Raw genomic sequence first — 9,999 nt, 5'->3', positions numbered from 1 at the left:
TTAATTGTATAATTAACTTTAGTTCCATCTTCTGCTGTAACTTCTACTGTCCATGTATTACCATCATCTTTTGTTACTGGTGTTCCTACTTTTGCATTACTATCTTTAGCAATTGCTACTACATCAATTTCTTTAAGATCAGATAATACTGTTCCTTTTGCTAATTTTACATTATATATTTTTGAATCACTTGAATCAACAGTTGCCTCTGTTCCTTTTACAGTTATTTTTGTAACACTTGCATCATTTGATTTTGCACCATCCCTCACTATCCTATCTTTTTAACAGGATTTCGATCGGTCCACACCGTACGTGCGGCTTTCATCGCATACGGCGTTCTATCAATAGTTATATTTTATCAGTCTTTTAGCGGCACTCTCCAACACCTGATGACTGTTTACCTTTGCAAATATATAACACTGACTAGGTTCCTTCGCTCCTATATGTTTTATCCTTTTCTACTGTTACCAGTAAAATACAAACGGCATATAATCTACACTACTATGAACCTGCTGAGCCCGTATAAGGATCTTTAAATCTACTAATTCTCCCCTTATACAGCATCAAACGTTCCCCTTTATTTATCCCTTTTTTTAACTGCCTTAGGTCTCCACTAACGATATAGACAAATTAGGTTTAACAGCCTAAATTGTTCCTAATTCAGTAAGACATTATTTCATATAAAAGATACTAACTCAATTTATACGTTTTCAAAATTTTATTATATCTTTTCATGCTTTTTATTTCTTACTGGTTCATGCCAAGCCGAAGGTATGGTTATTAATTTAACAGCATGAACTTCTTCTATAACGCATTAAACATGGATTAGGATTTCTTGACCATAGCAGCCTTTTAAAGAACCCCGCACAGGACTCTCACCTGTTACGTCTTCACCTGGCTTCACATCTTTAGAGTAAGCAGCTCTAAAAATGTGCAGGAGGATTAGGCATAGGACTTTTTGGCTGTTGTCCCATATAGGAATTTCACCTATCAATTCAATAAAGAAGTTAGAAAGCTAATTTTCTAAAAAGTTTGCTAATACGAATATTATGACTTTTTTTGTTTTGAATACAAGGGGAAATACTCTTCCCCTCATACTCCATTAGCTCTCCACTCATTTCACTATCTCTAGCTTATAAAGTAACGTTTCGCACTTTTATTATTCGGCTTTAGTTCCATCTTGTTGAGCATCTGTGTAAGTTTTTACAGCTAATTTTAATTTTGCAGTTGCATCTTCTACATCTTTTGTAGTTGCATCTTTGTTTTCTACAACTGATTTTGCTGCTTCTACTTCATTTTCTAAAGCTGTTTTATCTGCTTCAGTTGTCCACTTCTCAGCTGTAGCTATATCACTGCCATCAACTGATACTTTTACATAGCCATTTTCAATAGCTTTAATTTCTCCAGCTAAAGCTGTTTTAGCTTCTTCTAATTTTTTAGCTTCTTCTGCTTTTATAATTCCAGCATTTTTTTCTGTTACATTTACATCAACATATATTTTTTTAGTTCCAACTAATATTTCTAATGTTGAACTTCCTACTGACTTTGGAGTTATTGTAACTGTATTTTTTGAATTATTTGCTAAAATAATTTCTTCATTAAATGGTTTAACTGAAGTAACAGTTGTTGTAGTACACTCATTTCCAAATTGATTGATACCATTTAATGTTAATGTTATAGTTCCATTTTCATTATTTTCACCATCAACAGTGTCTCCATCAAGAGAAATTTGTATTCCTTCTTTAGTTGCATCTGCATCAACTTTGCTTAAATCAGTAACATCACCTGCTGCTGTTATTTTCACTGAATCTTGCACTAAAGTTTCCTCATCTTTTGAAACTATTAAAGTTATTGATTTCTCTACTTTTCCTACTGATGCTGTTATTGTAACAGTTTTGTCTTTATCATCTTTTATATCTGCAGTTGTGACTACACCATCTTTTACTGTTGCAATACTTTTATCACTTGAAACCCAAGTTATATCTTTATCATTAATAGCTATTTCATTTCCTTTTTCATCTAATGCTTTTATACCAAATTCAGCTGCTTTTATATTACCTTTTTGTAATTTATATTTATAATTACCATCTTTATCAATATTATCATTTACAAATTCTATTGATTTTACTACTGATGCAGCTGGCACTACTTCTATTGATACTTTTCCTTCAATTTTTGAACCCTCTGTAGTATCTTTAACTTTTACATCAGCTAATCCTGATTTTAACCCCTTAATTTTGAATGTGTATGCAACTGTATCTTTCTCTTCTGTAGTTGCTTTTCCATCTTTATCTATTGGAGTAACTTTTACAATCTCTTCACTTTTTACTATTCCTAGTACATTAGTATCACTTATTTCAATATTTGAATTATTTATTTCAAATTTTTTAAAGTTTCCATATTGATCTACTGGAGTTACTTTAATTGTTGAAAGTCCCTCTTGACCTATAGTATTTGTATCTGTTGTAACATTTAATTCTTTAAGTTTTCTAGCTTCTCCAACTGTTACATTAAATGAATCTTTAACTTCACCACAAGAAATCTCAACAGTGTAAGTTCCTTCTTTTAAAGTTGAATTTGGAAGTATTTTATATGCAACTACTGGATTATCATCCCCTGTAGCCTGTTCTGCAATTACTTTGCCATCTTCTACTTTATAAGATTTTAATAAAGTGACTAATCCTGTATTATTACCAGTTACTGTCTTTCCTTCAGAATCTTTTACAATAACACTAATTTCAGATTTTTTAGTTTCAATTTCAATGCCATCTTGATCTAAAAATTTAATTTCTTGATACTTAGCTTTATCAGCAGCATCACCTGCAACTACACCTGTAATGTCTTTTCCTGCATCTATTTTGCTTAATTTTGTATCTTGGAATTCTAATGTATAAGATTTAAATGCTTTCATCTCATCTATTGTAATCTGATATTTACCAGCTTCAGTGGCATTTAAAGTCACTATATTTTTAGTTCCATCTTCATTTTTTCCTATTGATGCTGTTAATTTCGTTGAACTTGAATTAACTTTTGTATTGTTTGTAACTACAACTTCACCATACTTATTTCTAAATACAATATCTTTTTTAATATCTTTTTTAACTTTTAATTCTTTAGCATCAAATTTAATATCATCTACACTTACGATATTAGTATCTATTGTACTTGTTAATGAAATTGTTTTAGATTTTATTTTTGTATTTTTTGAATCCTCAACATAAGCAGTTACATCATATTTGCCTACTTTTGATGTTTTAGCAAGTAGAACTATATCATTTTTATTATCTTCTGTTGCCTTTTTATCAAATTCACTTCTTAGTTTAGCTGAAATTTCTATATCTTCACTTGTTATATCTACATCTGTTTTTTCTACTTTAACTTCAAATTTTATCATATTTGGAGTCAATACAGCACCATTATTTTGTGTTATAACTCCTATTTCTTTCTCTTCTTTATTTACTAAAGTATCTGCTGTTACTTCTAACTTATTATTATTTACTTTTATCTCATTTAATTTAGTTGCACCAATTTCTTTTTCGAAAGTAACTTTTTCACCATTTGTTACATTATATGCAGATATTTTAACTTTTCCTGGTTTGTTAGCTGTAAATGTTATCGCTTTTGCATCTTGTAAATCTACATTTTTTTCCTCTATTGTTATAAGATCTTTGCCTTCTTCAACAACCCATCTTAATTCTTGATTTTCCATTGGATTGTTAAATTGATCTTTAACTATAGCACTTAAATTCACTTTATCTCCTGCTAATATTTCTTCTGCATTTTTATTTAATTCATGTCCATTTACATTATTAGCATATATAGCTTTCATATCTGAAATAGTTGTTGCTACTGAATCTTCAGCCTTGATTACAGTATATAAAGTTTTTCCAACTTCAACATCATTTTCACCTATTTTATTAGTGAATGTTAAAGCGACTTTATTTCCTTCTTTTAATTCTGATTTTATTTCTACATACCCATCTTTAGCATGAGTTTCATCAACTTCTGTTTTTAGCATTGGAACGCCATTTATTGTACCATTTACATTAAGCTCTTTCGTATTCTCCTCTGTTATTTTTATTGTCTCACCATATTGGTCTTTAGTTGTAAAATATACTTTTACATTACTTATCGCTTGTATATTTTGAGTTGTCACCTCTAAAGTTTTAACATATGGAGCTACAATTTTAGCTACAAATTTATTATTAGTGAAAGTGATATTTTTTGCTGAAACTGTATATGTAGCAGCATCAACTAATTTATTTTCTCCGTCTAAAACAAAAGTTGCTTCTCCATCTTTTAAGCTTTCAGCTTTATATGTTGCAACTAATTTATTTTCACCTTCTAATAAAGTTATATTCATATCTTTTAAATCAGTATCTTTAATTTTTTCATCTAATCCAATTACTTTGAAACTTTTGTCATTAACTGCAACTACTTCTTTAGCTTTTATCATTTCTTTAATAGGATTTTCAACTATTTCACCATTTTCATTTATAGTTTCTCTTACTATTGTTCCTTCTGGTACTATTATAGCCTCAGCACTAGCAATTTCAGTATAATCATCTATTGCTATATGATTTCCACTCATTAACCCTTCTCTATATGCTTTATTCGCTTTAGCTGCATCTACATAATCATTTATTTTATCATCATGATAAGAATATACTTTTCCTTTTTCTAGTTTTTTAAGATAACTTTTATATAATTTACCTTCTCCGCCCATCATTTTTTGAATTTGAGATTCTTTTATTTCTTTTAAATCATATTGTGTTAATTTCTTTGTTTCATTATCTTGTACTATAATTCCATCTACTGCTGCAAATACTGGTGTTGACATTGTTGCCACTATAACTGTTGATATTGCAGCTAATGACATACCTTTAAATATTTTTTTATTCATCTTTCAACTTCCCTTCTCAATACATTTTAAGTCATTAAAATTTCAGACAATAAAATACTTTATTGTCTGAAATTTTTTATTAATTTACTATTTTAAAACTACTCTTAAAGCATCTTTTACTTGAGCTTCATTAATTTCACCATTTATCTCACATGAGAATTTTTTAAATTCTGAGTTGTATTCCATTTTTGTATCTTTTACAAATACATCATATACTGATGGATCTGCAACATCTTTAAGTTCTACAACTACAGCTTTTACTCCTGGAATAATTTGATCTACTTTTACAATTGCATTTTTAGCAATAGCTTCTAAATCAGTTCCTGGAACTTCTTTTTCTAAAGTTATAGCTTCTAAAACTACATCTTTGTCAGTGATTTTTATTTCTTTAGTTGCAGGTTTATAACCTTCTGCTTTAACTTCTAAAGTGTAATCTCCTGCTACAACTTTTTTAGTAAATGTGTATTTACCTTCTTTAGTTGCTACAGTTTCTACTTCTTTATCTCCTTGTTTAAGAGTTACATTTGCTTCTTTTCCTGGTTCAGTTACAACTGCACCTGAAACTGCAAATTCTTTAACTTCAGGAACTTCTACTTTTTCTACTTCTACTATATCAATTTGGAATATATCCATAGATTCTGTTTTGTTGTCATTAGTGTCATATATAGGTTTAGCTAATTCAACATCTATATCAGCATCATTACATGGTACACATGTTCCTTTTCCATCAAGGTTTAATGTGATTGTGTATCCATCTTTTGATACTTCTGCACTGTCTACATTGTATCCATCAACTTTGAATGTATCTTTGTCTACATATTTAACTGGAGTTGTTACTCTAAATGTAACTTTTGTAGCTGCATTAGTATCTTTTTTAACATACATTCTAGCTGATTTCTTTTCATATTTAACAACTTTTTTATCAGTTCCATCAACTACTTTTAATTGTAATTCTTTTTTTGCTGATTTAGTTTCTAAGCTTGTTGTTAATGCATCTTTTCCAAATTTTATAGATTCTGGTTTTCTTCCTTTAGCAAATACATCTTCTCCATTGAATGCTTTCTCATTTTTCACTTCTAATCTTAATCTAGTAGCTTCGATATATTGTCCTTCAGCAACTTTTAACAAGCAAGCTTCAGGATCTGCTTTAGTAGCATCACATTCTTGTCCATTAACCATAACTTTTATATCATTTTGAACTACTGCTGTTACTTTTCCTCTTAAATATACTTCCATTTCATCGGTATCAGTAACATTTACAGATGAACCAATTTCTAATATATCAGTATCATCAACACCTTTACCTTTGTTACTACCTTCTAATAAGAATATTTCTTTATCACTTACAGCTTTTTCATTATCACCAAATATATTTGTTATTCCATCTTTAATTGAAACAAAGTTACCATTTGCATCACAAACTCTTCCAACTTTAACTTTTACATCATCTTTTGCAATGCCATTATCATCAACTACTATATTTTCTGGAAGTGTTATAACTACAGAATTATTTCCATCTAAATCTATTTTAGCATCTTCTATTTCATCTAATGTTTTATTTATTTTAGAATCATTTTTAGTATCTTGAGTATATTCTAAGTGGTAAAGTGATTTATCTAATATAGATCCTTCACCTTCTGTTTTCATGTCTTCACTAAATTCTACATAGATTTTGTTAGTATCTTTGTCTCCACCATATCTTATAGCAGTCATTGAAGGAGCTAATGAATCTAATGTATCAAGTTCAAATGAAGTTTCTTTCATAGAATTTTTTTCTACACTTGTATCATGAATTTTGTTTCCTTTAATAGTTAAAGTATATTTTCCTGATAAATCTTCAGCATCTATTCTGTAAACTAAACTATTTCCTTCTTTTTGTTCTATTTTACCGATATTTTTATAGTTGCCTTTTTCATCTTTTAATTGATAGTTAGCAGCTTTTGTAGCATCTATATAATTTACTTTTTTACTGAATTTAACTTCAATTTTTTTATCATTTTTGTTATAAGTTACTGTAGCTGTTGGAGCAATTGTATCTTTAGAAACTTTGAATGATATTTCTCTTGAAGCTAATTCGTTTTCCCACAAATCTTGAACTTTATCTTTCTTTTCACTCTTATAAACAACTAAGATTTTGTGATCTCCTGATGGAATATCTCTATCAAATATAAGTTGTAATTTTCCATCAATCATTGTAGCTTCTTCTGCTTTGTATCCACCATTTTCATAATCTAAGTAGTAAGATACATTATCATTTTTATCTTTTCCTTTTGTTTCTGCATTTTCTACTTCTCTGTTGAAATCTAAAGTAACTACTCCTTTTCTTTCGCCATCAATTACTTCATTTGAAGTTTTATAAACTGAAGCTTCTAAATCCTCTGCAGCCTTTTTAGCATCAAATTTTGTATCTACTGCTTCAAGTTTTAATCCTGCATAGTCAGTTAACTTATTTTCTTTTATTGTTAATGTGTGTTCGCCTTCTGCAACTTCTGATGAAGTTGTTATTCTAACTACATTAGCGTCTATTTTTTTAGCTTCTGTATCATTATCAACTCTTGTTTTAGCTGTACAGCTGTATTTTCCACCATCTATTCTGATAGCTGAAACTATAGCAGAACTATTTTGAGCTGTTACTGGTTCTGAGAATACTAAGTTGAAATCCTTTGGACCAACTTGTTTTACTTCTTTTAATTCTGGTAATGTGTTATCAAATAATTTAATTTTTTTATTTTCATATTTTTCCATAACACTGCTCTTATCTGCAGTCATTACGTTTTCAACTTTTATTCTTATAGTTTCTTGGTTAAAGAATTTAGCATTATCACCTAAGTAAGCTTGTGGTAATGTTACTATAACTGTTTGTCCATCTTCCTGAACTTCAGCTGTTGCATCTTTTACCTTTGATGTTATTTTTTCTGTTGGTGCATAATTTTTAGCATACACTAAGTTAGCACTTTTTCCATCTTCTTTAACTTCATAGTTTCCTATATTTTCAGCACTGTCTTTATCTACTTTTTCGCTGAATTTTATTTCTATTTGGTTAGCATTTAATACTTGTACTCCTGATACTTCAACATCATCTGTTGGTTCTTCTGGAGTTACATCTTTAACTTCTAATGCTTTTATTATTTCAGCTAAAGTTGATTGGTTAATTCCTCCACCAACTTCTGTAACTACTTTAGCAGTTTTGTCTTTTAAATATTCTATTTGACCAGCACTTGCTTTAGCTCCTGCAAGCATTACTGGGTTTGCTTCTTTTCCTGCTAATGGTCCAACTCCTAGAGCATCAACTAATTCAGTGATGTTAGGGTTACCATCTTTAGCAACATAAAGATTTTTGATTTCTTTTTCATTGTAGAAATTCTTTAATATAGCAGCATTTGTTTCGTTTCTTGTTTCTCCACCAAGTCTTTTTGCTCCTATTTCTTTTTCTAATTTTTCAGATACAACGCCTGTTCCACCAATTACAAATTTTTCTTTAGCGTTTTTAACAGCGTCCTCAGATCCTTTTAATTCATCTTTTCCTGAAAGAACTATTGCCATTCCTTCTTTTGCTGCAGGTGCTGCTATTGATAGAGCATCTGATTCACCGTATCCATTAACTACAGCTACTTTAGAAACTTCTCCCATTTCTTTAACAACTGCTTCTGAAGTTTCGAATCTTGATGGTCCTGCAAGTCTTGAAACTTTTACATTCATTGCTTCTAAATCTTTTTCTACTTCTTTAGATACAACGCCTTCTCCTCCAACGATTATAGCATTTTTAGCTCCTAATCTTTTGATTTCGTCAGCTGTTGATTTTGTTAATTTATCTGTTTCTGTTAATAGTATTGGAGCATCTTTTTGCTTAGCAAGTGGTGTTGCTGCTAGAGCATCTGGGATTGCATATCCTTGTACTAAAACTACAGTTTCAGCTTTTTCCCATTTAGCACTTACTGCTAAGTTTGTTTCATATCTAGTTGCTCCTGCTAATTTCTCTTTTACAACTTTTTGTGATTCAACTGCGAATACACCTGTGCTAAAAGATGTAAGTGTAGCACCAAGTAATAGTGTTGAAATTACTCTTGAACTTTTTTTCATGTTTTTACTCCCCTTTTCCTTTTAGTAAAATTAATATTAAAGTCTAATATTTTAATTTGTCTCAGCATTGTATAGAACATTGTTAATACACAGCATCCCAGTTATAAAAAATCGAATTTAATTTAAATTTCGACTTTTTTATTTATTGTAAATATTCCTACTTTAAAAAGTTTTTTCTGTTAATCCTGCTCTAATTTATATCACAAAATAAATTCAGCACAATAAAAGCTTTAATTTATTTTCTATTTCTATTTATTATTTTAATTTTATTATTTTAATAAATATTTTTTAAAATAAATTTTTAACTTATTGCACTAATAGTATTTTGAATTATATATATTAAGGAGCATTACATATTCTTTATGTTCTTTTTAAACTAGGCAAATGTACTACTGATGTTCCATAATTATGCCGAGATTTTTTTGCAAATATATTGAATTTTTTATATATTCTTTAATTTGCAATTTTAAATATTATCTTCAATATTTAAACTCTATATAAATTTTTTAATTTATGATTTCATAATAATTAATATAGATGAACAAAATAAATTTTTACCCCTAAAGCAGAGCATCTAAATTAATTATATTCTGCTTTTGTAACAATTATTACAATTGTCATGATGGTCTATTTTTTCTATTTTTTTCATATCATAATATTATTTTACATTTTATATTTATTTTGTCAATACAAACCACCCTTAAATTTGATAGTTTATAGAATTTAGTTATTGACATTTTATTATTTTTCTGAATTCCAATGTGCGTATTAATAGTATATTTTATAGTATTTTTTCTATTTTATTTGATTTTTTACTAATTTTAACTATTAATCCACTATAGTTTTTTATTATACATTTATTTTTTTATTTTTTTAAGAGCATTTTTATATATTTTTAATAAATTTTATTTATTTTTCTTGATTTTTTATTCTTTTTATTATTTTTTGAATTGGATTAGGATAATTTTCAGAATTTTTTCATGGACTTTTTGAAACTTCGACCGTTATTTACAATT

3 protein-coding genes are annotated in these 9,999 nt (G+C 28.7%); all 3 read right to left on the bottom strand.

What is annotated here, in order from left to right; all coding sequences use genetic code 11:
- The coding region (locus tag AC07E4_RS12990) for a hypothetical protein (protein WP_478216599.1) at positions 1 to 269 on the bottom strand (269 nt) is incomplete at its 3' end.
- Positions 270 to 1,159: 890 nt separating this feature from the next.
- Positions 1,160 to 4,903, bottom strand: a complete 3,744-nt coding sequence (locus AC07E4_RS12985; protein WP_478216598.1) for a hypothetical protein — start codon at positions 4,901 to 4,903, stop codon at positions 1,160 to 1,162.
- An 87-nt stretch (positions 4,904 to 4,990) separates the two neighbouring features.
- The gene (locus AC07E4_RS12980) at positions 4,991 to 8,983 is read right to left on the bottom strand and encodes a cell wall-binding repeat-containing protein (RefSeq protein WP_478216597.1); all 3,993 of its coding nucleotides are present in this window, start codon (positions 8,981 to 8,983) and stop codon (positions 4,991 to 4,993) included.
- Between the last annotated feature and the right edge of the window lie 1,016 nt (positions 8,984 to 9,999).

It is taken from the genome of Clostridium amazonense, from assembly GCF_056431285.1.
This window is presented reverse-complemented; position numbering and strand designations above follow the sequence as displayed.

Coding starts and splice junctions, on each gene's coding strand:
- AC07E4_RS12985 (WP_478216598.1), bottom strand. CDS start 4,903: ATGAATAAAAAAATATTTAAAGGTATGTCATTAGCTGCAATATCAACA.
- AC07E4_RS12980 (WP_478216597.1), bottom strand. CDS start 8,983: ATGAAAAAAAGTTCAAGAGTAATTTCAACACTATTACTTGGTGCTACA.